Source organism: Acinetobacter sp. CE-15 (genome assembly GCF_051059255.1).
GTDB lineage: Bacteria > Pseudomonadota > Gammaproteobacteria > Pseudomonadales > Moraxellaceae > Acinetobacter > Acinetobacter guillouiae.
In genome coordinates this window covers 1561889-1583263 of the sequence record NZ_CP192737.1, presented here as the reverse complement: position 1 = coordinate 1583263, position 21375 = coordinate 1561889, and the positions used below count along the sequence as shown (strand labels likewise).

Sequence of the window (21375 nt, the reverse complement as noted above, 5' to 3'; positions counted from 1 at the left end):
CATGTAAATGGAATGAAACTAAAATGGAGTTCGCTTATGTCACACACGATTTTGTTGCCCAGATTTCTTGAAGTCGGAAAAAATGCCCGAGAGAAGATTCCTTATATTTTAAAAAGCTTAGGCTGTAATAAACCACTGATCATCACTGATCAAATGATGGTCAAGTTAGGCTATATCGCCGATATTCAAAAGATTCTTAAAAGTGAAAATATTGAAGCAGACTTTTTTGATCAAACCATTCCAGAACCCACATCTAGTTCAATTGAAGCTGGGGTTCAGTTTATTCAAGCACATCAATATGATTCAATTATTGCTGTGGGTGGCGGTAGTCCAATTGACAGTGCAAAAGCAATTGGCATCTTAGGTCGCTATGGTGGAAAAATCCGAGATTATAAATTCCCTAGACAGGTCAATGAACAGGGATTACCAATTATTGCTGTTCCAACAACAGCAGGCACAGGTTCTGAAGCAACCAAATTCACGATCATTACTGATGATGAAAGTAATGAAAAAATGCTCTGTGTCGGTGCTGGTTTTATGCCCATTGCTGCGATTGTAGATTATGAACTAACGTTAAGTTTACCTGCCCGTACCACAGCAGATACAGGTATAGATGCTTTAACCCATGCGATTGAAGCCTATACCAGCAAAAAAGCCAATCTATATAGTGATACTCAAGCATTAGAGGCAATGCGCTTAATTGGACCAAATCTTAAAAAAGTCTATTTTGATCCAAATGATGAAGTTGCTCGAGAAGCATTAATGCTGGGTGCAACATTGGCTGGTGTGGCTTTTAATAATGCATCTGTTGCCTTAGTTCATGGCATGAGTCGCCCTATTGGTGCGTTTTTCCATGTCCCACATGGCTTATCAAATGCCATGTTATTGCCCATGATTATTGAGTATTCAATTCCCGCAGAACCTGAAAAATATGCGGACTGTGCCAAGGCCATGGGTGCTGCGCAGCAAAATGATTCTGTTGAATCTGCCAATGCCAAGTTAATTGAAGCATTAAAAGACATTAATACATCCCTTCAAGTGCCAACTTTAGAAGCTTTTGGAGCAGATAAGCAATATTTTGATGAAGTTGTAAATACTATGGCAGAACAAGCACTTGCTTCAGGCTCACCAAGTAATAACCCTCGTCTTCCAACCAAACAAGAAATCGTAAAACTTTATCAGCAATTATGGTGTTAATTTTTAACCAAAATAAATCAGGAGATATCAATGAATACAATCGGACATTTTATTAATGGACAGCTTTCAACGGAAGCAAGTCGTAGCCAAAAAGTATTTAATCCAGCAACAGGTGAATCAAATTCTGAAGTGGCTATTGCCAGCCAAAAAACGGTACTTGATGCAATAGCAGCAGCAGAAAATGCCTTTCCCGCATGGCGTGATACTCCAGTCATCAAACGTGCGCGAGTCATGTTTAAGTTTAAAGAGTTGCTTGAAAAAAATGCCGATAAAATCTGTGAACTAATTGGTTTAGAACACGGTAAAATTTGTCATGATGCAGCTGGGGAATTACAGCGCGGGATTGAAAATGTTGAATATGCTTGCGGTGCACCCGAATTTTTAAAAGGTGAATTCTCCAAAAATGTCGGGCCGAATATTGACTCTTGGAGTGAATTTCAACCTTTAGGTGTCGTTGCAGGAATTACCCCATTTAACTTCCCTGTGATGGTGCCACTTTGGATGTTCCCAATGGCAATTGTCTGTGGTAACTGTTTTATTTTAAAACCTTCTGAGCGTGATCCATCTTCGACATTATATATTGCTCAATTACTAAAAGAAGCAGGACTTCCCGATGGTGTCTTTAATCTGGTGAATGGCGATAAAGTTGCAGTAGATACACTTTTAAATGATCAGCGTATCCAAGCGGTTAGTTTTGTAGGCTCAACACCAATTGCTGAATATATTTATAAAACGGCCACAGCTGCGGGCAAACGCTGTCAAGCTTTAGGTGGCGCAAAAAATCACGCCATTATCATGCCCGATGCAGATGTCGATAATGTGGTGAACTCCCTCCTTGGTGCTGCTTTTGGTTCCTCTGGTGAACGGTGTATGGCACTTTCTGTTGCGGTTGCAGTCGGTGACGAAATTGCAGATACCGTCATTGCTAAACTTCAAAATGAAATCAGTAAATTAAAATTCGGACATTTTGCTGATAAAAATAATGATTTTGGGCCTGTGATTACGGCAGAACATAAAGCCAAAGTGATTGGTTTTATTGACAGTGCAGAGCAACAAGGTGCAAAAATCGTTGTCGATGGCAGACAAGCAAGCGTTGACGATTTTCAAAATGGCTTTTTTGTGGGGCCCACTTTAATTGATCAAGTTACCCCGAATATGCACAGCTACCAACAGGAAATTTTTGGCCCAGTCTTACAAATTATGCGGGTTGAGACCATGCAACAAGCCATGGATCTGATTGATAACCACGAGTATGGTAATGGAACATGCATCTATACCCGTGATGGAGAAGCAGCACGTTATTTCTCTGATCATATTAAAGTAGGTATGGTGGGTATCAATGTTCCTTTGCCTGTACCTGTCGCTTATCATAGTTTTGGTGGTTGGAAACGTTCACTCTTTGGTGATTTGTATGCGTATGGTCCAGATGGTGTACGTTTTTATACACGTCGAAAAACCATTACTCAACGCTGGCCTTCTGCCAACATCCGAGAAAACAAACAATTTTCAATGCCGACTTTAAATTAAGACTATTCAAATTAAGATGGTTCAAATTTAGACTGTTTATTGATAAAGCGGCTCTGACTATGTTGGGAAGTATTCAACCCTATTTTGGATACTTCCCAAATGTTTTGACATTTAAATTTTAAATTGAGCTTGTAACTTTCTAAATCACATACAAATATTATTTTAATAAAAAAATTTTAAATTTAATAAATATTTTAATCCTTTAAATACAATTCACCAAATTCAAAATAAAATAGCCCACCCTCCTTCTATGCATCATTAAATCAAGAAACTTTTAATTTAAAAAACATACAACAACTCAATAATAACATTTAAAAATTTATAAAACCAAACCCTCACATTATAAAAAATTAATTTAAAATTGATTTATTTAAAATAAACTTTAAAATACATTAATAACAAACAAACATGACATCAAAAAAACATCTTAAATTTTATTTTTAGGCAACAAACAAATCAAATATAAACATATACTTTATCACACCACAAATAAATCAATATTCATGTTCAAATAATGACTTATCTAGATCCAAAAAATATAAATCAGAACCATATAAAAAGATAATCATTTTTCCCTCATGTTTAATCCCTTGAACCCTATAGTTGATCAAACCATTTATCGACTTTATTTCAATACTATAATGACTCATCAAATTTTTTGCTTTTTTGGGATTTACTTGTCTCAACACATAAACCAATTGGACAATAATTGTTTTGTTTAAATCAGATCTCTTCTGCGCAATCGAAAATCTACTTATATGATTTTTATTAAGTTTTAGACTCCTCATTTACTTTTCATCACTATTAATGACGTCAGAAGATTTTAAAATTAAACGTTGAATGACTGTTCGAGTAACTGAGTAATGCTTAGCAATTGAATAAACCGTATGGCCTTTTTTAAACTTATCCAAAGCTTCTTTCTTTTGCTTATCAGTTAAAATCTCAGGACGACCCACACGCTTTTTTGCTTTATTCATAATACTCTTTTTAGAAAAACTAGATTTCTCCTCAAAATCAGAACATAACTTTAAAAAATGCATAAATAATTTCTTAAGATCTCCCACAATTTCATTTTTAGAAAAATCTAAACAGATTAATCGAATTTTTTTTTTAAAAATCAAGTTTACACTTGAAGCTACTTCGTTAAAGTTACCACCTAATGAATCAATTCCATTGATTAACAATAAATCACCGCTTTCCATCGCATAATTCACCAAATTAATAAATTTATTTCTATATTTTAATGATATACCCGCTTCAACCTCTTCAAAGATCACTCGTTTATTTGGTATTTCATAACCAGCATTTGAAATATAGGAAACATAATTACTGTTTTCTATAGACAAATCATCAACTCTAAAATATGCATAGACTCGCACAACAGATAACCCTCTTATAATTAAAAAAATTATTATAATCTTATACTAATAAAAAAAACATCTGTTGAAAATTATATTACTGTTTTAAACACCTATTAATGATTTAAAAACATAAAATCAGAATCATTATAAAAAAATAGCATGATTAATTTAAGCACACGAAATACAAAAAAATTATTTAACAAACAAATACAAGAAATTAGCGACAAAATAAATAATATGATGTAAGAAATTTTTTCAAAAAAATAATCATTTATTTCACTAAAATTTAATATAAAACCACTTAAATAAATAAAAGAATATAGTTTAGGTATTTTCAATAGTGTAAATTAATAATTTAATTATATGTATTCTTTTTTATAATTAACATCATGATAAAAAATCATGATGTTATATTGGATAAGCCTTTAAAATTCAACCTGTACAGTTATAGTATCACTATATTTACCAGCAGGCAGACTCAGTGAATTTGTTTCCAGAACTTTTGTTGTGAAAGCATAACCTTGCTGAGTTTTCGCATCATAAATACCAGGATTTGTAGTCGCAACATCACTCAACCACTGCTCGTTATTTCTTCCCCAGCGTTCTGTGCTTGAGTTTTTATAAATTTCATAACTCATATAGTTATTACCCGTCTCTGACTTCATCGCACGTTGATTGCCATTTTGTGGATAAAGACCATCATTCAGGCTCACTTTATAAGGGGTCTTGACTGAACAACGTATACCCATAGAAGTTTTCACTGGTGTAAAAGCATCTGCAAAGGCTGCTGTTCCAAAATTTACATCATTGGTCGCAATACGGCAGTCTGGTAAAACTTCAATACTCAAATTTAATGAAGAATCACTACCACTTCCCCAATCAAACCCGATTCCAAAAATACCTCGATTAAAACCAGGGCTTGAAAAATAAAATCCTATTCCAGCTACAGCAATAGCAGGCACAGAATAATACCATTTGACTTTAAATGGTGTTTCAGCTCGATAGATCCCAGGCGATACAGCTTGTCCAGGATTAATTTTTGCATAAAATGGTAACGCACCATTTGGCCCCGTAAAGAAATTGATAATTGTAAAGCTACTCATATCTCTTTCTTGCCCCACAGTAATTGGATTACTGTTGGTATCCAAATAATTCACAGTAAGACGTTCACCAGTTACACTATTGATATAGTTTGCTGGCATCTGATCAACCCGATATTTCAGATAAGTTGTATTTAAAGCAGCCAAACTAAATCCACTGCAGGATAAACCTGCACTGAATTGCGAAGATTGAACTCCATTTTCTGCCAGAGTAATGGAAGGAACCTTACCAATGGATACATTGCCACTTGAGTTAACGCTACAATCCGCATAGCTCTGAGCAGTAATCAATATTAATCCAGAGAATAATAGACCTGCGGGTATTATTTTTTTTAAAGTAATCATGGTTTAGCCACCTCACGACAAACAACTGACTTAATCACAGCAATCTGTTGTTGCGCTTGTTTTAAATCCAACGAAAAGTTTGCTTCACATATGCTTTGATCTGGCAGTTGCACCCGAATGGTATTTTCTGCACTCAGATCTTCAAGATAAGCAATCCCGTCTATCCCTACATAACTCGATTCTTGATCGGCACGATGTACCACAGCACCCACTGGAATCACTTGCCCATTGCTTTGCACTAAATACACATTCGCCGCATAAGACTGTTTGATTGGGAAGCCAATCACGACACCTGAACCACGTTTTGCTGCGATCCGATTTTCAACTTGGGTTGCATTAAAGTTGGAAGGTAAATCGATCGGGTTAATACTGTATTTAGCCGCGTAATATGGGGTCACCGATGGTACAAAAACATAGCCCTTGGCGTTACTCCGCCCCACCAAACTGTTTTCATAATGTACGGGTACATCTGCAACTTTGTTGGTATCAATCAAAGCAAACGACTCGCCCAATCGATTGGCAGCAAAGACATTGCCTGACATCAACACCACTGAACCGGAAAGTCCAAACCAATAGTTGTAATCATGGCTACCCGACATGCCGACATCGGTATTAAAATATTGGTTACGGTAGCTCACGCGCGCTTGATTAAAATCATCGCTGTTTTCATTAAAGCGTCGAGTTAAATCAACACCAACGCCACCATCCAATGGCACACTGCGGTTATAGTTGATATAAGCATAATCACCACTGGATTGTTGGCTATAACCTAGATTGGCTGTGGATCTGCTCTTGGAGAATGGAACCGACAACTGAAATGCAGCACTCCACTCTTTTTCCACAAAATCCCGATTGGCACTTAACGACACTGTCGCACCACGCAGATAGGACGGTAATACCGGTGCCCAAGACAGGTTCATCAGTTTATTTTCAATGTCTCGGCTCTTGGTTCGGATATAGGCCACCCCAAAAGTACCCGACTTTTCTGTGGCAAAATAAGTATTGGCAACCAAACTTTTATGACTGTTGGCTGAAATCAAATCTGTATATTGCAAGCGCGAAAGATCATAATAATCCTGATCGCGTTGGGTATGATTGAGACTAAATCCAAAACGTTGTTGGTTATAGCTATAACCGAGCGTGTATTGATTTCCCTTAAGGTTTTTATTTCCGTTCAAGTTATTATTTAACTGATTAAGCTCTCCATCTGCCCAGCTTTGGGTTGCCGAACCACTTAACACCCCAAACCGATTCAGCTTAAGCACTGAACCCAATCCAGCCAACTGAATTGAATCGGAGAGTTCAACCCGTCCTTCAGCCGTGAACCAATCGTTAATCCCGTAACGCGCATCCGCTGAACTGGCAAATTTGCCATATTCAAAGTTCTTAATCCCATAGTCTTCGCGGATTTGTCCCATAGACACGGAATAATCCAATAACCCCGGTTTAAGCAAAGTATTCGAAATATAAAACGGCACTGAGGTTGCCACCTGACGACCAACACTGTCTGTGGTGACAATCACCGCCTCGCCTTTACCATTGATAAACGGAACATTATTTAGAATAAAAGGACCAGATTGCACATCAGTTGAATTGGCTTTCTGCCCATTAATCAACAAATCTACAGTACTCGGTAAAGCCGCTTGTCCTTTAAACTGAGGTAAAGGATAGGTAATCAAATCTGGACGGGTACCAAAATTACGTTGCAACTGTAATCCACCTAAACGCACTGAACTTCCCCATGCGTTTTTACTTCCCGTAATTACATCACCCGCTAAAAATGAAAGTACCCTGACTGGGTCATCATATTGCCAAGTGGTGTCATAGCGACGGTAGCCATCATTATCTTGATTTGAGTCGTTTGCAATCCTCTCAGATTTAAAATCAGTCTTGCTATAAACCCCTGAATTTCTCAGTACGCCATAAGGCGAGAAAAAGCGTTGTTCTGTAAAGAGTGTGCTGCTATAGCCACCATTCTCTGGCCGATAAGTATAAAAGTCATAGTTATTTAATAAACCAATACCCGACTGCGCTGTTTCAGGTTGATACCAAGAATCCAAGCCGCGTATCTGCACCGGCATCCAGCTCGCAGGAAGATCTAGACTAAAATACTGTTGCGCTGAATTATACTCATACTTTAATTCGGGGATCTGATTGAGGCTGACCCAATCCAAAGCTTTGCCCGAAAAGCCTAAAGTAAAGACATCCAGATCGGTCAGGTTTTTTTCTGACTGTTGCTGCAGTGCATCCGCAGGCAGCTTAATCTGTAACTCATCCAGTTTTGATTGCTGAATAAAGTAATGATCTCCTTTGACAATGACGGGGATCACCTGTCGTGTCGAATATTGATTGATCACCAAGTCCAGATAAAGCTTAAATAAGCTATTCACTTCTGAAACATCTCGTGGTGGCGGGGGTAAACCATTTGCATACACGTTACAGCTCAGCAATGGGATATTCGCAACCAATATCAATGTCAGGCTTTTGCATAGAAAAGAAGGGGTATGTAACCCTGATAAATAACCCATTTACCCCCCTCCTTCTTTCTTAATCTCAACCAATTCCTGTTTCACCCCTGAACTGTCAACCCCATACAAACTAGTTTGACCACTTAGGCTGTTGAGTAACTTGTTGTCTAGATCAAACTTCATTGTGCTGTTTGCCAACACATAACCAAAGGCAGTTTTGCCAAAAGCCATTTGCTCTGAAGTCGGGGTTAATTTAATTCCCGAAAGTCGTGAAAATTTTGAACCAGTATTTTTAATATAAAGTTCAGGTTTGCCCTGTTCATTATTCTTGACCCACCAACTTAATATCGGCTTCGCCAAAGGGTTTTTCGTATTGGTTTTTTGTGAAACTTCAGTTAAACCACTGCCAAGCCCTTTGCCATAGGCAAACAAGGGAATGGAATAACGCATTTGAAAACTGACTGTCGACGTTTCTTTTTCATTTTCTGGATTCACCTTGATGGGTAATTCATCGACAATAATTCGATAGGCAAGTTCTTTTGCATCAGGTACAGCAGCCGAGCGGGTTAAACGCAACATATGCTTTTCACCTGCCTTGATCTTCGCCACGGGTGGACTTGGAATAACCTCGGTTTGTTCCACATAAGCATCTTGCTGATTATTCTGATCCCATTTAAATACCCGAATCTGCACCATGGCATCAGAGTTACCAGTATTTTGTAGCCATACCGCAGTGGCTTTTTCGTTTTCTTCAATTTTTGGATAGATTGGCCAGATTAAAAAAGTGGCCTGTGCGAATACCGGTGAAGTGACCATCAATATCGCGGCCGCAGAGAAAGTCCTGCCCGACCATATTTTCATTTTATTTAAGCTCATAGAATCACCATGTAATCGTAATTGCGACCGTATCTTTATAAAGGCCTGCTGATCGTGGTTGATTGTTATTATTCAAGTCTGCAACACCGTAAACTGCAAAACCCAATACGGTATTCAAAGTAGTGGTTGGTGTCAGTGAGTAAGTACTGCCACTGGCATATTCACCTTGCAAACTACTGTCCTGATAAAGCTGATAAGGTACAAACTCATTCTGCTGGGCATGTTTCATCCGTCGAAAGTTATTTGAAAAGTGATCACCACCATTCAACATCACCTTTACCGGTAGCCGTGCAGTACATTGGATATTCCAGCTTTGCGCAGTATTGATGACGGATCCTTTTAACTGCCCCTGCGCCACAACAGGATGACGACCAAAATCAAGTAACTGTTCGACATTGCTGAGTTTGCACCCATTTTCAATGGTCGCCTGCACTTTAAAACTTGCCGAAGTTACAGGATCAACAGCAAACCCACTTTGAACAATCGAAATCAGCAGAACACTTAAACCTATTTTTTTCATGATTTTGTTCTTTAAAATTCAATGGTAATTGGAATAGTGTCGGTATATTGTCCAAGCGAGACTGACCGACCATTATTAACAGTTTGCCCCATGAGATTAAGCGTTTGCGGCTGACCATTATTGGTCAAAGTAATGATTTGATTGGGCCTTAACGCTTCGCGAGCAGTTCCATATAAGATGTTGTAGGCAAGGAAATCTGTGCCATTACTGATTGCACGAAAATAATTTGCGCCAAAAGGTGCTGGTACCTTGCTGTCATGTTGCCCCGCACCAAAGGTAACTTTTATTGGGGCATTGCCAGGGCATTGAATGGTCAAACCTGATGTAGAACCCTGACTTAAGCTGGTTTCTATCACCTGATTAAATGCAGCTGTGGTTTCTCCGAAATCCAGCTGTCCAAAATTCAAGCCATTTGTTCCGTTATTTACGGTCTCATTGTTGATCTTGCAGGATGGCTCTAGTTCAAGTTGAATATTTAACTTAGCGCCCAACTGCCCAGCACTGGTGAGTGACGATACAATGCTACAAAGTAGCAATCCAACGCATTGTTTAAGTAACAGGTGCATACGTTCCTCCTAAAAACAGGCCTGTTCAACAACAAACCTGTTCACTGTTACGTATACTGATTAGAAATTAACAGTCACCAATAAAGTGTCTGTATAATCACCCTGTGCTTTTGCAGTGCCGCTATTTGCAGCAATTGCACCAAAGATTGGGACATCTTGAGCTACACCTGCCGCAGCAGTGAAAGTCTGAGCTGTATTAATGACATATGGATTAGTACGTGCTGCATCACGGTAGACGTTATAATTCACAGTATCCGCAGCAGTCGTATTTTTAAGGCTACGATCAGCACGTACACCACCATCAATTGCAACAGTAAAGTCAACAGGGTTTGCACCGTCACATTCCACAGCAAGATGACCACCTGTCGCTGAAGAAGCAACTTGTCCAGTCAAAACGTTTGACCACTGACCAGAAGTTTTACCGAAATCTAATGTACCAAATTGGTTCATATTTCCAGTAACAGTAGAACCCTCAACAGTACAACCCGTTGAAACATTCAGCTTGACATCAACTTGACCAGTCACCGCTGCTTGTGTAGTCGCGATATAACCTGTGCTTAACAATGCAGTTAGTGTTAGTTTTGTAAAAATATTCATATAAATTCCCATGATTTGTATTATTCGTAAACTTTTACACAAGAAGTGTGAAAGTATTTACATAATCACATGTGATGAATAAGTGTTCAATAAATCAACTAATAAGCAGCACAAAACAAACTTAACCATTTGTATTAATTCAAACTTTTATTGGAATTGTAGAATTAAATTATTATTATATTTAAAACACCAAAAAATACATTTCACTTGATAATTTAACAAAGTAAAAAGTGGAATCAACTTAATTTTCATTTAAATAACATCAAGCTAAATATGCCAATCTAAGGACTTAAAATTTCGCTTGGGCAATATCGTATTTTATCTTGATCAAGCCTCATAAAAGCAAAATTAAACCCTATATTTCAAAATTTTACTTGATAAATTTTATGTTCCACAGATTAAACCAAACTCAATATGACAAAGATAAACTTAAATATTTTTTATTCTTTATAAGATTAAAACTTATTATTAAAAATGCTTTATCGGCTCATCTATATTTTAAATTTTTTCCTAAAAAATTTTAGAATCGCCTTTTATATTTAATTATTAGCTTCATAATTTTTTATAGATCTCATTTCAATCAATTAATCTAAGATATGATGATTAATTCATAAACTCTAATTTTAAATAAACTCGTGATAACAACGTAACCATGATCAATACCCCAAATTAATCTTTTACAATCATTGCTCACAATGGCTTTGTATTGCTAGATTAATCACGATAATTAGGTTGTAAATTAGTGGCGGGGACATTATTAAGAATATGATTTAATCAATAAAAGTTAACACTTAGCGGTTATTTTATCTACTCATCAAAAATAAAAAAAATCCCATTCGTTCTGGGGTGAAGAATGGGATACGATATGACACTTTAACATGTCGACCGAAAATCGTGAATTTCTGTATACAGTTTGGATCATGACTAAATATGAAAAGTATTTCCACTCGGTTTAAGAACATCTCGTTCTTTAACTCTTAAACAAATGCATGGGTCAAATGTAGCAATTGCATCACGAATAAATTCAGCTTCCATTTTATCTACATGCAAATGGCTTTCTTTATGAACTTCTTCAAACAATGCTTTTAAATCGTACTGATCATCACTTAAGCATGTCATCTTAAAATTACTCAATTCAGCGTCAATATCTAAACGTATTAATTCGATAAAATGCTGACGTGAAGCATAGCTATTTTCACTATAAAAAAAATGAGTGCTTTCGTCTATGCCTTTATGAAACACCATTTCATAAACTTTCATTATTTATTTATATCCAACATTCATATTTCTATCATTCAATCTATCTGTAGCAAACATTTACGTTATTCAGATAATGTACTTTTTTTATCATTGCTTATTCTATTTTGCAAACTTCCACACCTTTTTTATTCACAATTAAATACATAATTCACAGAAAAACACTCTAAAAAATAAATACTTAAATTTACATAATTTTTAAAAACCAACTTTTAAATAAAATGCAAATATTATAATTTAATACATATTTCATGTAATTTATCATTAAACAACAAATGCAATTTTTGATCAATTGAACAGGTCATATTTATAGTGATAATAAAGCCTATGCCCTTCAATATCCTTAGCAGTTCCAATAACATCAATATCGATAAGATTGAATAATTAAATACCATGAACAACAGAAAAGTCTGTTTTTGCCAAAGCTGTATAAGCATTTTCTGTATAAATGAATTAAATATTTATTATTAAAAAGATGCGTTTTATGTTGGATGCCAAACGTTCCAATAAACATGGCATCCAATTTCTGAATGTTAAAAATTAGCTTTTAATACCAGCGAAGCAAAATCTCGGTCATCGAGGTTACTAAAATCATTCGAACCAAAAAAATTGGTATATGCAAGTTCAGCTGTATACTTTTGCTGATAACTCACTGAAATAGTGGCTGCAATACTCATTTGACCTTCTTGAAAGTTTTGGCTAAATCCAGCTATATCATGGCGAAAGATTACACTTGGTGTGATCACAGTCGCAGGTAAAATATCTTGATAACTTAAAGCCCCTCGTAAACGATAGCCATATGACCATTGCGTAAAAAAACCATCACGATTACAAAAGCGCTCATTCATACGATCAATCATATCATTTGCAAGATGTGCGGTGCCATAAGGCGTACATTTGTATTCACCTGTTTCAGGATTATAGGCTCCAGAAGAAAGCTCACTCCGACCAAATGCACCGACCCGTCCAAAACGATGATTACCAATATCTGCAATATGATTCACTGCAAACTCTGCCGCCCAATTCAATGCATTTGCAGCCAATATATTGTTTAAACGATCACTCGCACCCAGTGAAAATTGGGTTACAGGCGTTCTTACATAACCTTGTAAATATTGCCCAAATTCAGCCGCAACTCCTGGTGGTGTAAGAGGCGTATCTTTGTCTAAAACTTGAGCATAGACGATATCTGTTCCATTTAATTGCAAGGGTTGATTAGGTTTATGGGTTAATTCGCTAAAAACAGCGGTTGTCCCTACTTTTCCTGCTAGGCTTAATCCATACATTTTAATATTTTCTGGATAAATTGAAAAAAATCGAGCTGTATTAAAATATGCAGGCCCTGATGCAGTTACCGCTGTACCATCAAAATTAGCATTGCGACTGTGATAGTTCGCAAAATATGCACCAAGTTCAGCATTATTCCAACGAGGTAAAGTTTGCTTTAAAGCAAAACCATATTGCCTACTATTCTTGGCATATCGACTTTCTGCCCGTGGAATATAAGTATGTGCATCTAAAGCACTTTCAGACAACTTATCTCCTGGTGTAACGGTCAAAATAATCGGGCCACAATTTTCTGGAACAAAATCAGAAATCGCAAAAAAAGTCCCACACCCGTCCACCACAGAAGGTCTAAACTTAAACTGATAAAAACCGTCTAATTTAAGGTTTGGTGTTATTCCAGCCTCAAATGAAAACATTTCGATAGGAATGATTCGTTCTTTTGCCTCTCCTCCCGGCCGATTGATTGCAGCATAATCCAAGGCACTGACTGAATTTATACCATTTTGGAAAAACTGCGATTTCCCCCAATTTAAAGTATGTTTGCCTAATTTTAGATTGGCATTTTGACCATTTTCTAAAGCAAAATTTTTCCAGATATAGGCATCCCAAAGATCAATGCCCTTAAATTTAGCTAATCTAGGCCACGCAGAATCATCAAAGGCTTTTAAATCTCCACGACCAGTTTCATAAGCATGGTCATACCAATATTTAGTGCTGAGTACTGCACCCTGTTGTTGCCCTTTTAAACGAAACTCAGTCAACCCTTTTATAATTTGGGAAATATTATCGTTTTGACTAAAGTTCACATGCCCGTCGTCGCCATTCACATCAACGCTTAAACCGTTCTTTCCGATATGATTTGCATCAGGTTTATACACCAACTGATTTGAAGCATCTTGAGTACTCCAATTTGCACCTAGGCTGAGCATGGTACTGGTTTCAAATTTCCAATCCTCATTGATCTCAACACTTGTTGCGGAGACTTTTGAAATACTTAAGCTCAGCACTAAACAGACACCCAGCTTTTGAGTAAAAATAATCGTGTGTTTCGCGTTATTGCTACATATCACATTTTGCATCATTCGATCTCCATATCGATATGATTTAATTCGATTTAACTCCATAAATAGCCATATTGACTATTTTGAAATATGCATGATTTTTTAATTGTTTAATCTGTTATGAATACTGCTAACCAATGAGCAATGCTGTCTTAAAACGGCTTGTAAATTGAACCAAGCCACTTCTCAATAAATTCCGCTATATAAAGTCTAAGCACTAAGCGATACATATCGAATCATCCACTTGGTCTAATTGTTGAATAAATTGTTCAGCTTGTGCCCAATACCCAAATCCAGCAGCAGGATTAAGATGCCCCACTTCACCTAAACTCAGCAATTGACTGCCCCATGTTTTTGCCATAGTCCTAACAGCCTCATAACTGGCTAAATGGTCATTTGTACTTGCGACCACAATGCTTGGAAAAGGCAAAATATTGTCAGGTAAAGGATCCCATCCTTGCTGTTTTAGCATTACAGAACTTGGATAGTTTTCAGGCCATTTGGCCGATAAATCGGGTGGTGTCACCAACAAAGCCCCTTGAATATTGTGTTGATACAGAGCTGCCCAGTGAACGGTCATTAATACCCCTGCACTATGTGCAACTAAAATCACAGGACCATCAATTTCTTCAAATTGTGCTTGGATCGCTTTAACTCTTTTTATGCAGTTGAGTTTGTCTGTTTCTAATGCAGGGACAGATCGTACCTTGACCAGCCTTTGCTCCAATAAGGTTTGCCAATGTTCAGCAACATGGTCACGTAAACCAGGAACAATTAAAACGGTTGCCTTTGTCTGTATTTTTTCCATTGATCTACCTTTAATTTTAAGTGAATGAATGAAGATGAATTCTATAAATTGCTTATTCACAATACGGTTTAGTTGATTTTGGTGATGTACATTTGATGACAACCTCTTTTCATTTGATGACAAATGACCGCTCCAATACAGCATTCGAGCATGCATCAAAAAGAACATAAGAAATTGATTTTATTGTTTTATTTTAAATTTAACTGATTTTTCCATTAAAATTTTGAATATTATTGATGAAATGGGTGAGATTGCTTTAACCAATGCCAACTTTAATAATGGGGCCGTGTTTCAGAAAGGATCCGCTGAAACCATAAAAAAAGTGAACTACAAGGGAATTAAAATGAATCAAATTTGTAGAATAGCTGTGCCATTGGCATGTCTATTAACAACTCATTTATGTTATGCGGATTCTACTGCCTCTAAACGCTGGGCTGTCAGTGCAGGCTGGATGCATGTCATGCCTCAAGGCAAAGCCAACTCAACACATGTAACAACCAGTGTTGTAGAAGGTGGCAGCTATGGCGTTGGATCATCATTATGGGGAAGTGATATTGCCAACTACGAAACCAATGCATCTGAAATTAAGGGAATGGGTGGGCTTTTATTAAATACTTTTATCAAAAATGGTAAAGCAGACCCCAATTATAAAGTTCCAGCAAGTCTAACCACCGGAGCTAGATCGGATATCACAGGTATTTCTGATTATACCGCTCAAGGTGGGATGGAAGTCGCGGATACCGATACATTGGGTTTAACTCTAAGCTACTTTGTAAATGATCATGTATCTCTTGAATTAGTCGGTGGTATCCCACCAAAAATTGATATTGATGGCGTTGGAGAAATTAGAGCTTCGGCACTCTCCACTGCCAATATCCCCGGAAAAGGTACACCACCGACCTATTTAAATGGTTTAAAACTGCTAAAAGATACCTTAATTACCGATCTTGGTGCACATGGCAAAGTTGCAGAAGTGACTGCATGGACGCCTGCAGCAACAGTTAAATATCATTTTGGCGCTTTAGGACAAACTAAGTTCCGACCTTTTGTTGGCGCGGGTGTTGTATATGGTCATTTTAATAAGTTAAAGCTTAATGGCGGTGTAGAACAAGACCTTATTCAAGCAGGTTATATGATTGATAATATCCTCAATGATCGAGCGGGTGAAGCATTGCACGGTGGTCAAGGCAGTTCAACAGCGACACCAAAAGTTAAAGTTAAAACCAGTGATGCCTTTGCACCAGTACTCACAGCAGGTTTTACCTTTGATTTAACCGATCGTTGGTTTACCACTGGATCTTTAAGTTATATGCCAAACTTTAATAATGTAGCAACTGTGACTGTCACAGATACATCGACAGGTACCCAATTGATCAAGTCCACGACAAAAATTGATTTGGATCCTTTGGTCACATATCTTGGGGTAGGCTATCGTTTTTAATTAAATGGATTGATTGTAGCCCTATATCTACCAACCATTTAATTTTAAAAATATTGTGTACTGAATATCTACAATCCGATATGAGTCGCAATGCCCCATCTAAAAGAATTAATGTGTAAGCAATATCCCTAAATTGTGTCGCACATTAATACGTTTTAAAAGGCTGTTCTTTACTCCATAAAGTGCAGTCCTTTTAAAACACTCCTCTTTGTTAAACAAATTTGATACTCTATTTTTATGGTCTCAAGGTGTAATGAATTGAGATACTTTTTAAGAAGTTTTGATAAAATTTAAGAAGTTTTGATAAAATTATTGAGATTAGACATACGCAAAAACTTTTATAAATGCGTATTGGCAAAGTCTTCAAACAATGATGTATTGACCAGGACGGTTAATGAAAAGACAAGGAGAGTGTAAATTGGTTCCTCTTGCACATACAGCGGTACTCAAGAATTATCTGGATGTAAGCCGACAATTAGACCTTAATCCATACCATTTATTATCTGACGCTGGAATTTATTCTGCTCAATTAAATGATTCAAAACAACGCATTTCCGTCGACAAAGTCATGACACTATTAGAGCATTCTGCTCAAATCAGTGGTTGTGAAGTGTTTGGTCTACATATGGCCGAACAACGTCAAATTGCTGATTTTGGTGAGCTAAGCCTATTATTAAGCTATCAACAGACGTTACGTGATGCCTTAAAAACAATTGTAAGATACCGAAATATCATCAATAACGCACTTGAAATATATATCGAGGAAGTTGGAAAAACCGTGATTATTCGGGTGGAAGTGATTTCTGCTTCAGCAAAGTATAGTCGTCAAGCGATTGAATTGGCTTTGGGGATTACCCATCGTTTTTGTGCTGCATTATTAGCTCAAAAATGGCATCCATTAAGTATTCATTTTACCCATGATGCACCAAAAGACTTAACAGTGCATCAACGTGTCTTTGGAAGTTCACTTGAATTTGGTAGCGAGTTTAATGGTATTGTTTGCTCATCATCAGAACTTGATAAAATTAATCCTCAAGCAAATACAGCAATGGCAAACCATGCACAGCGCTATCTCGATATTGACATCTTACAAAAAGACAATGAGTCATCACTTATTTTTGATATCCGTAAAAGTATCTATCTGCTTTTACCGATGGGACGTGCCACAATTGATCAAGTCGCGCAGACCCATGAAGTCAATGTCAGAACGCTACAACGGCGTCTAGAAGCTGCACATACAAATTTTAGTGAATTAATGAATGATGTCCGTAGAAATTTGGTATTTCGCTATTTAAGAAATATCAATTATTCACTGGCACAAGTTTCAGATATTCTCGGTTACTCTATGCCGAGCTCTTTTACGCGATGGTTTATCGGTCAATTTGGTATAACACCCAATGCTTGGCGTACCCACAATAAGGCTGAGATCATTGAAGAACATACGATATAAATTCAATCAAGGTACAACTAACTTGGTATTAACTTCAAAACAAGAATAAGAAAAGCCACTTAAAACAAAAGTTTTGCGGAGATCAACTTTAAGGTTGTACCTTGCAAAACTTTTGTTAAATCAAAGCTCGACTAAAATAACCAATGCATCAGGCTGAGCACCAACAATACCAGAAAAACGCTTTCTCCAATCATCAGCAGAATCGGTTTAATACCCACCGTTGCTAACTCTTTTAATTGTGTTTTCATTCCTAGCGCACTAATCGAAATAATCAAACACCAACGAGATAATTCATTCGTTCCAGTTTGAACAACTGTAGGGACCCATCCAGTACTATTTATACAGGCAAGAATTAAAAATCCTACTGCAAACCAAGGCAATAATGGCGGTCTTTTGCCCGTAGAGGGTACGCCTTGCATACGGGTAATCATGGCTGCACAGATGATGACAGGTAGAAGCATGGCAACTCGCATCAATTTCACCACTGTTGCAGTATCGCCTGTTTCTGTAGACATGCTATAACCTGCCCCCACCACTTGGGCGACATCATGGATGGTTGCACCTAAAAAAATCCCTGCATGTTGTGGGGTCAATTCCAACCATCGCGCAATCATGGGATAAACAATCATTGCTAAAGTTGAAAGTGCAGATACTCCAATGACGGTGAATAAGGTTGCTTTTTCTTTTTGTGGATGACTGGGTAATGCTGCAGACAAGGCCAATGCTGCGGAAGCCCCACAGATCGCTGTCGCGCCACCAGTCAGCATACCGAAAAACTTATTAAACCCGAGCACTTTTGCTGCGATGACTGAAGCAAGAATGGTAATGACGACCAATGAAATAACCAAAACAATGGGCTGCCAACCTAGCGCAGTCATTTGCTCAAGGGTAATTCGCATTCCGAGTAAGGCGATCCCAAAACGCAATACTTCTCGTGCAGTAAATTCGATACCCGCTTTACACTTGCCTTCTGTTGCAAGAAAGTTCACACCCATCCCGAGCAATAAAGCGAATAACATCACTGGCGCACCATAATGCTCAGATAAAAAACAGGCCGCAGCGGCAACCACAGTACTAACAATAAATCCGGGCATAAGCGCACTTAGCCGTGGCTGCCAAGCCATAGAATCTAATTTACTCATCTAGCGCCACTCCACAATCCAAACCAATAAAAACATTTTCGCCAATCACTTCTACTGGGTATGATTGAACTTGTAGCTGTGTAGAATTGAGTAAATAACCATTTGCCAAGTTAAAACGTAAACCATGTGCACAACATTGAATTACCTTGCCTTCTAATTTCCCATTGAGTAATGAAGCACCCTGATGTGGGCAACTGTCATTAATCGCATAAAATTGTTCGGCAATATTAAATAAAATTAGGGATCGGTCACCGATCATCAAAAAGGATCGATTGCCTAAAGTTGGGATTTTTTCTTGAGGAACTTGAAAACGCAAGCTCATACCATTTGTCCTTGTACTTGAAGGGTATCCAGCATTGCTTGATAAAGTGCACTTGCAGGTTGTGCCCCAGCCATTGCAAAACTTCCAGCAAAAACAAAATACGGTACCCCTTTACCCCCTGTATCTGCTGAGATAAAAGGAACGAATGGTTTTGCTAAAATACCTTCAACCACCTCATCCGCAAAACCGCAATACATGGCTATTTTCTGCAATGTTGCGAACTCGCCTATATTTTCCGAATGATGAAAATAGGCTGTGAATAGCGCATCTAAAAATCGCTCACTTTGATCTGAATGATATACTTTTGAAATATTTGCAAAAATATGATGTGCCATAGCTGTGTTTGGCATACGGCGAATTCGATCAAAATCAATATCGACATTGACCGCCTTCGCGGCTTGACGAACTTGAGTTTGGCGCATTCGAACGGCTGTTGAACTGCCTAATCGTTGTAAATAAAAGGCATCAAAAGGAACACCCACCAGCGGAATATGGGGTAAAAGCTGTACACCACGCCACTGGATATTGACCACAACATCTGGATCACTTTGTTTTAATTTTTGAATCGCAGTCTGTAAATGACGTTTTCCAATCAAACACCAAGGGCAGATAAAATCAAAAAAAACTTCAATATTCATTTTACGCGTCATTACTGATTACCCATATTGCATGACTGTGCTTGTACTGTTTGACCTTGTCGTGCTGCTTGTGCATTAAATTTTTTAATATCATGGGCATAATGGCGTTTTGCATAGAAGAATACGGCAGCAGCCACAATGCTCATCAGAGGCATCAATTGAAAAGCATGGTGTAAACCAATCACGTCAGATAGCTTTCCAATCATTAAAGGTCCTAAAGCCAAGCCGAGAAAATTATTTGCCAAAGTTAATGTTGCAAATGCTGTGCTATGTACAGAATGATGTGTCAGGTTGGCAACCATTGCGCTGGATGGTCCATTGGTACCCAATGCAATAAACATCCCAATACAAATCATGATCAATTGAGCATTCCCGACAGACATGGCAAAAGCGATGGATAGCAACACACAACCGATCAAACAAAATGCAATCGCTAAACTGACTTTTCGGTCTGGTCGATCTCGTCCTAAACGATCACATAACATCCCACATAAAATCGTGCCAACTGCACTACTGAGTACCACCATTGCAGCGACCAACCCCGCTTTATCTGTACCCAATCCGTAATATCGATTGAGATAACTGGGAAGCCAAACGATGACCGTGCCACCCACAAACAATTGCAAGCCACTGCCAATATAAGTGGCGATCACAGACCGACTTGAATAAATCGATCGTAAAGGACATCTCGACTTATCCTGTTTCTGTTGGGTCTTAATTTTGTCTTGAACGGTTCCTATCTTGTTTTCTTTAACCACAATAGGATATAAAAATGCCAGAATCAGCCCAAAGACGGCCATTCCACCAAATGCCCAACGCCAGCCAAAATGTTCAGCCATTACACCGCCTAAAGCCATGCCTAAGAATGAGCCAAACACACCACCTGCCATAAAAGCACTTGCTAAAGTTGCACGCATATCACGAGGAAAAACCGATACAACAACAGCAATCCCGACACTGCCATAGGCAGCTTCGCCAACACCCACCATAAATCGGGCAATAAACATATGTTGATAACTTTCAGCAACTGCACAGCCTAAGGTTGCCATACTCCACAACACAGCCATCAAAGTTAAGCTTTTTACTTTGCCAAAACGATCTGCCAAGATCGACAAAGGTAAGGTTAATAAACCCACCATCAAGGCCACAATCCCACTTAATAATCCAAGTTGGCTGTCTGTCAAAGCCCATTCACTTTTGATCAGTGGGAATACTGCATTTAAGACTTGCCGTGACATATAGTCAGAAATCAACAAACCAAATGTCAGTGCAAAAACCAACCATGCATATTTACGTGGAATGCCAACCGAAGTATCTACACCGTCCGCAGGACTTGAATATTGATGCGCATCCATACGTTCTCCTTGTGTTTTTATAATTTCTCATTCATTTTTTTGATGACTACGCGACTT

The 21375-nt window shown here is 37.9% G+C and carries 18 protein-coding genes; 4 read left to right on the top strand and 14 right to left on the bottom strand.

What is annotated here, in order from left to right:
* Window positions 1–36: 36 nt before the first annotated feature.
* Window positions 37–1197 carry an iron-containing alcohol dehydrogenase gene (locus tag ACQ7EO_RS07245; RefSeq protein ID WP_434279255.1) on the top strand — a complete coding sequence of 387 codons (1161 nt, stop codon included), beginning with the start codon at window positions 37–39 and terminating at the stop codon, window positions 1195–1197.
* Between the two features lie 30 nt (window positions 1198–1227).
* Window positions 1228–2724 (top strand): CoA-acylating methylmalonate-semialdehyde dehydrogenase, encoded by a 1497-nt coding sequence (locus tag ACQ7EO_RS07240; RefSeq protein ID WP_303577165.1) that lies wholly within the window; start codon window positions 1228–1230, stop codon window positions 2722–2724.
* 788 nt (window positions 2725–3512) lie between these two features.
* Here ACQ7EO_RS07240 and ACQ7EO_RS07235 read toward each other — a convergent pair.
* From ACQ7EO_RS07235 to ACQ7EO_RS07190, 10 genes are all read right to left on the bottom strand, one after another.
* Window positions 3513–4103, bottom strand: a complete 591-nt coding sequence (locus ACQ7EO_RS07235; protein WP_262086470.1) for a recombinase family protein — start codon at window positions 4101–4103, stop codon at window positions 3513–3515.
* 407 nt (window positions 4104–4510) lie between these two features.
* The gene (locus ACQ7EO_RS07230; RefSeq protein WP_262086471.1) at window positions 4511–5530 is read right to left on the bottom strand and encodes a Csu type fimbrial protein; all 1020 of its coding nucleotides are present in this window, start codon (window positions 5528–5530) and stop codon (window positions 4511–4513) included.
* Window positions 5527–8058 (bottom strand): fimbria/pilus outer membrane usher protein, encoded by a 2532-nt coding sequence (locus tag ACQ7EO_RS07225; RefSeq protein ID WP_434279254.1) that lies wholly within the window; start codon window positions 8056–8058, stop codon window positions 5527–5529. The genes ACQ7EO_RS07230 and ACQ7EO_RS07225 overlap by 4 nt, the downstream gene beginning before the upstream one ends.
* Window positions 8059–8859 carry a fimbrial biogenesis chaperone gene (locus ACQ7EO_RS07220; protein ID WP_279578610.1) on the bottom strand — a complete coding sequence of 267 codons (801 nt, stop codon included), beginning with the start codon at window positions 8857–8859 and terminating at the stop codon, window positions 8059–8061. It lies immediately after the preceding gene.
* Between the two features lie 19 nt (window positions 8860–8878).
* Window positions 8879–9394 (bottom strand): Csu type fimbrial protein, encoded by a 516-nt coding sequence (locus ACQ7EO_RS07215; RefSeq protein ID WP_096734691.1) that lies wholly within the window; start codon window positions 9392–9394, stop codon window positions 8879–8881.
* A gap of 11 nt (window positions 9395–9405) precedes the next feature.
* On the bottom strand, window positions 9406–9960 hold the full coding sequence (locus ACQ7EO_RS07210; RefSeq protein WP_209827154.1) for a spore coat protein U domain-containing protein: 555 nt from the start codon (window positions 9958–9960) through the stop codon (window positions 9406–9408).
* A 60-nt stretch (window positions 9961–10020) separates the two neighbouring features.
* Window positions 10021–10557, bottom strand: coding sequence for a Csu type fimbrial protein (locus ACQ7EO_RS07205; protein ID WP_434279253.1), 537 nt, complete (start codon window positions 10555–10557; stop codon window positions 10021–10023).
* A 924-nt stretch (window positions 10558–11481) separates the two neighbouring features.
* The gene (locus ACQ7EO_RS07200; RefSeq protein WP_434279252.1) at window positions 11482–11817 is read right to left on the bottom strand and encodes a hypothetical protein; all 336 of its coding nucleotides are present in this window, start codon (window positions 11815–11817) and stop codon (window positions 11482–11484) included.
* A 530-nt stretch (window positions 11818–12347) separates the two neighbouring features.
* Window positions 12348–14183, bottom strand: coding sequence for a DUF1302 domain-containing protein (locus ACQ7EO_RS07195; RefSeq protein WP_434279251.1), 1836 nt, complete (start codon window positions 14181–14183; stop codon window positions 12348–12350).
* Window positions 14184–14379: 196 nt separating this feature from the next.
* Window positions 14380–14970, bottom strand: coding sequence for an RBBP9/YdeN family alpha/beta hydrolase (locus ACQ7EO_RS07190; RefSeq protein WP_434279250.1), 591 nt, complete (start codon window positions 14968–14970; stop codon window positions 14380–14382).
* A 343-nt stretch (window positions 14971–15313) separates the two neighbouring features.
* On the opposite strand from ACQ7EO_RS07190, the gene ACQ7EO_RS07185 reads away from it, so the two are divergent.
* Together ACQ7EO_RS07185 and ACQ7EO_RS07180 are read left to right on the top strand one after the other, a co-directional pair.
* Window positions 15314–16411: an OmpW/AlkL family protein gene (locus tag ACQ7EO_RS07185; protein ID WP_434279249.1), complete on the top strand. Its 1098-nt coding sequence runs from the start codon at window positions 15314–15316 to the stop codon at window positions 16409–16411.
* 418 nt (window positions 16412–16829) lie between these two features.
* The gene (locus ACQ7EO_RS07180) at window positions 16830–17861 is read left to right on the top strand and encodes an AraC family transcriptional regulator (protein ID WP_434279603.1); all 1032 of its coding nucleotides are present in this window, start codon (window positions 16830–16832) and stop codon (window positions 17859–17861) included.
* A gap of 131 nt (window positions 17862–17992) precedes the next feature.
* Here the strand turns inward: ACQ7EO_RS07180 and ACQ7EO_RS07175 are convergent, their stop codons facing one another.
* The 4 genes from ACQ7EO_RS07175 to ACQ7EO_RS07160 are packed head-to-tail and all read right to left on the bottom strand — an operon-like array spanning window position 17993 to window position 21318.
* Window positions 17993–19003, bottom strand: coding sequence for a YeiH family protein (locus ACQ7EO_RS07175; protein ID WP_434279248.1), 1011 nt, complete (start codon window positions 19001–19003; stop codon window positions 17993–17995).
* Entirely contained in the window at window positions 18996–19325 is a 330-nt protein-coding gene (locus ACQ7EO_RS07170) for a Rieske (2Fe-2S) protein (RefSeq protein ID WP_434279247.1), read from the bottom strand. The genes ACQ7EO_RS07175 and ACQ7EO_RS07170 overlap by 8 nt, the downstream gene beginning before the upstream one ends.
* Complete coding sequence (locus tag ACQ7EO_RS07165; protein ID WP_434279246.1) at window positions 19322–19975, bottom strand: DsbA family oxidoreductase; 654 nt, start codon at window positions 19973–19975, stop codon at window positions 19322–19324. The genes ACQ7EO_RS07170 and ACQ7EO_RS07165 overlap by 4 nt, the downstream gene beginning before the upstream one ends.
* Window positions 19975–21318: an MFS transporter gene (locus ACQ7EO_RS07160; protein ID WP_434279245.1), complete on the bottom strand. Its 1344-nt coding sequence runs from the start codon at window positions 21316–21318 to the stop codon at window positions 19975–19977. Before ACQ7EO_RS07160 ends, ACQ7EO_RS07165 begins: the two co-directional genes overlap by 1 nt.
* Between the last annotated feature and the right edge of the window lie 57 nt (window positions 21319–21375).

Excerpts from the sequence above, each read along its gene's own strand:
- ACQ7EO_RS07245 (WP_434279255.1), top strand. The coding sequence starts at position 37 with ATGTCACACACGATTTTGTTGCCCAGATTTCTTGAAGTCGGAAAAAAT.
- ACQ7EO_RS07240 (WP_303577165.1), top strand. The coding sequence starts at position 1,228 with ATGAATACAATCGGACATTTTATTAATGGACAGCTTTCAACGGAAGCA.
- ACQ7EO_RS07230 (WP_262086471.1), bottom strand. The coding sequence starts at position 5,530 with ATGATTACTTTAAAAAAAATAATACCCGCAGGTCTATTATTCTCTGGA.
- ACQ7EO_RS07225 (WP_434279254.1), bottom strand. The coding sequence starts at position 8,058 with ATGGGTTATTTATCAGGGTTACATACCCCTTCTTTTCTATGCAAAAGC.
- ACQ7EO_RS07220 (WP_279578610.1), bottom strand. The coding sequence starts at position 8,859 with ATGAAAATATGGTCGGGCAGGACTTTCTCTGCGGCCGCGATATTGATG.
- ACQ7EO_RS07215 (WP_096734691.1), bottom strand. The coding sequence starts at position 9,394 with ATGAAAAAAATAGGTTTAAGTGTTCTGCTGATTTCGATTGTTCAAAGT.
- ACQ7EO_RS07210 (WP_209827154.1), bottom strand. The coding sequence starts at position 9,960 with ATGCACCTGTTACTTAAACAATGCGTTGGATTGCTACTTTGTAGCATT.
- ACQ7EO_RS07205 (WP_434279253.1), bottom strand. The coding sequence starts at position 10,557 with ATGAATATTTTTACAAAACTAACACTAACTGCATTGTTAAGCACAGGT.
- ACQ7EO_RS07200 (WP_434279252.1), bottom strand. The coding sequence starts at position 11,817 with ATGAAAGTTTATGAAATGGTGTTTCATAAAGGCATAGACGAAAGCACT.
- ACQ7EO_RS07195 (WP_434279251.1), bottom strand. The coding sequence starts at position 14,183 with ATGATGCAAAATGTGATATGTAGCAATAACGCGAAACACACGATTATT.
- ACQ7EO_RS07190 (WP_434279250.1), bottom strand. The coding sequence starts at position 14,970 with ATGGAAAAAATACAGACAAAGGCAACCGTTTTAATTGTTCCTGGTTTA.
- ACQ7EO_RS07185 (WP_434279249.1), top strand. The coding sequence starts at position 15,314 with ATGAATCAAATTTGTAGAATAGCTGTGCCATTGGCATGTCTATTAACA.
- ACQ7EO_RS07175 (WP_434279248.1), bottom strand. The coding sequence starts at position 19,003 with ATGAGTAAATTAGATTCTATGGCTTGGCAGCCACGGCTAAGTGCGCTT.
- ACQ7EO_RS07170 (WP_434279247.1), bottom strand. The coding sequence starts at position 19,325 with ATGAGCTTGCGTTTTCAAGTTCCTCAAGAAAAAATCCCAACTTTAGGC.
- ACQ7EO_RS07165 (WP_434279246.1), bottom strand. The coding sequence starts at position 19,975 with ATGACGCGTAAAATGAATATTGAAGTTTTTTTTGATTTTATCTGCCCT.
- ACQ7EO_RS07160 (WP_434279245.1), bottom strand. The coding sequence starts at position 21,318 with ATGGATGCGCATCAATATTCAAGTCCTGCGGACGGTGTAGATACTTCG.